The organism is Aquitalea sp. S1-19, from assembly GCF_024343515.1.
In genome coordinates, this window is the sequence record NZ_RJTZ01000278.1 from 1 (window position 1) to 1764 (window position 1764).

Here is a 1764-nt window from a genome sequence, read left to right on the forward strand (position 1 = left end):
CACCTTGCGTATGCCCAGTACCACCGGGCTATGCGGATCTTCCGCCGTTTCGCACTTGGCGTGATGCTTGCGATGGATAGACGCCCACTCCTTGGTCACCTGACCTGTGGTCAGCCATAGCCAGAAACGGAAGAAATGGCTGGGAAGCGGGTGCAGATCCAGCGCGCGGTGCGCCTGATGGCGATGCAGGAAAATAGTCACCGATGCGATAGTGATATGGGTCAGCCCCAGCCCTACCAGGATATAGCCCCACCAGGGCAGATCAATCAAACCATTAAGCCACTGCATCTTGCGTTCGCACCATTATTAGACAGATTACTCGATTCTATCGTTTATTTTTATGGCATGGCTATGTTTATTGCGTGGCCAGGCCATCGTCAGCCGGCAACGAGTATTGTAAGATGCCACTCTGGACTCAACGCAGAGCAGGTTTCGTGAATATCAAGAAGCAAAGCTGGAAACTGGCTGCAGCAACAGCAGCCTCCCTTGCCGCCCTGTATGGCGGCTTCTCCTATTGGGCCGGTATCAAGGCCGAAGCAACGCTGGCCGAACAGCACAAGCTGCTGTCCACCATGTCGATGTTTACCATCAAGTCGCATAGTTACCAGCGCGGCTGGTTTTCCTCGACCGAAACCACCGAGCTTGAGCTGAACAAGCGCCTGCTCGGCCCTTATCTGGGTGCTCTGCCCGATAATCTGCGCCCGCTCTTGGGCGGTACGCTGCGTTATACCAACAAGATCCAGCATGGCCCGCTGCCCGGCCTTGCCAGCTTCAACCTGATGCCGGCCCGCGCACTGGTGACCACCGAGTTCGATATGAGCCCGGCTACGCGCAAGACACTGTCGCGCTTCTTCGGCGAAGCCGAACCGATTACCGTGACCAACCGTCTGGGCTTTGGCGGTGGCGGCGAGCTGAAAGTCAATATTCCCAAGTTTGACTACGAAGAGACACTGGCCGGCGTCAAGATGAACTGGCAGGGCTTCGACCTCAAGGTGGATTACGGGCGCGGCTTCAAGGAATATCTGCTGGAAGCCGACTCTCCGGGCTTTGTGCTGGATGCGGCCAGCAAGGGACGCTTTGCCTTTGACGGCGTACGTTATGTATCCGATGTTCGCCCCGGCGATAGTGGCGTGCGTCTGGGCACTGGCGAGCTGAACGTCAACAACGTCAAGCTGGGCTGGAAGGAAGCCATTCCTTACAGCATCAAGCTGAACGAACTGATTTATCTGGTCACGCGGGTCAGGGTGGGCGAGTTCATCAACCCGTCGGGCGAGCTCAAGCCATCCAATGTCGAGCTGACCAAGCTGAACTACCAGATTGTTACCAGCGAGCAGGATCAGTTCGTCAATACGCGCGGCAAACTAGGCTTTGAGACTTTCCGCTACGACGAGCAGAAATACGGCCCGCTCAAGCTCGATATCTCGGCCAACCACCTGCATGGCCCGACACTGGTCAAGCTGGATCAGGAGCTATCCAAGATCCCATTCGAGAACATTGCACCGGCAGATATGCGCAAGCGCTATATCGATACCATCCTGAAAAATGGTGTACCGCTACTGCAAAACGATCCCAAGCTGGTGGTTCACCAGCTTGAGCTGGGCTTGCCTAGCGGCATGAGCTCGCTGACCGGCTCCATGGCGATCAAGGGCTTCCAGGAAACCGACCTTAAGTCACCGCTGACCTTTATCAGCCGCTTTATTGTCGACGCCGATGTCTCACTGCCCAAACCGGCACTGGAAACCATGGTGGTCGCACAGGCACGCA

General features: G+C 56.4%; 2 protein-coding genes. One reads left to right on the plus strand and one right to left on the minus strand.

What is annotated here, in order from left to right; genetic code table 11:
- Window positions 1–288: fatty acid desaturase (locus tag EGI20_RS18305; RefSeq protein ID WP_498633121.1), on the minus strand; the 288-nt coding region annotated here is incomplete at its 3' end.
- A gap of 146 nt (window positions 289–434) precedes the next feature.
- Here EGI20_RS18305 and EGI20_RS18310 point away from each other — a divergent pair.
- On the plus strand, window positions 435–1764 hold a 1330-nt coding region (locus EGI20_RS18310), incomplete at its 3' end, for a YdgA family protein (RefSeq protein ID WP_498633122.1).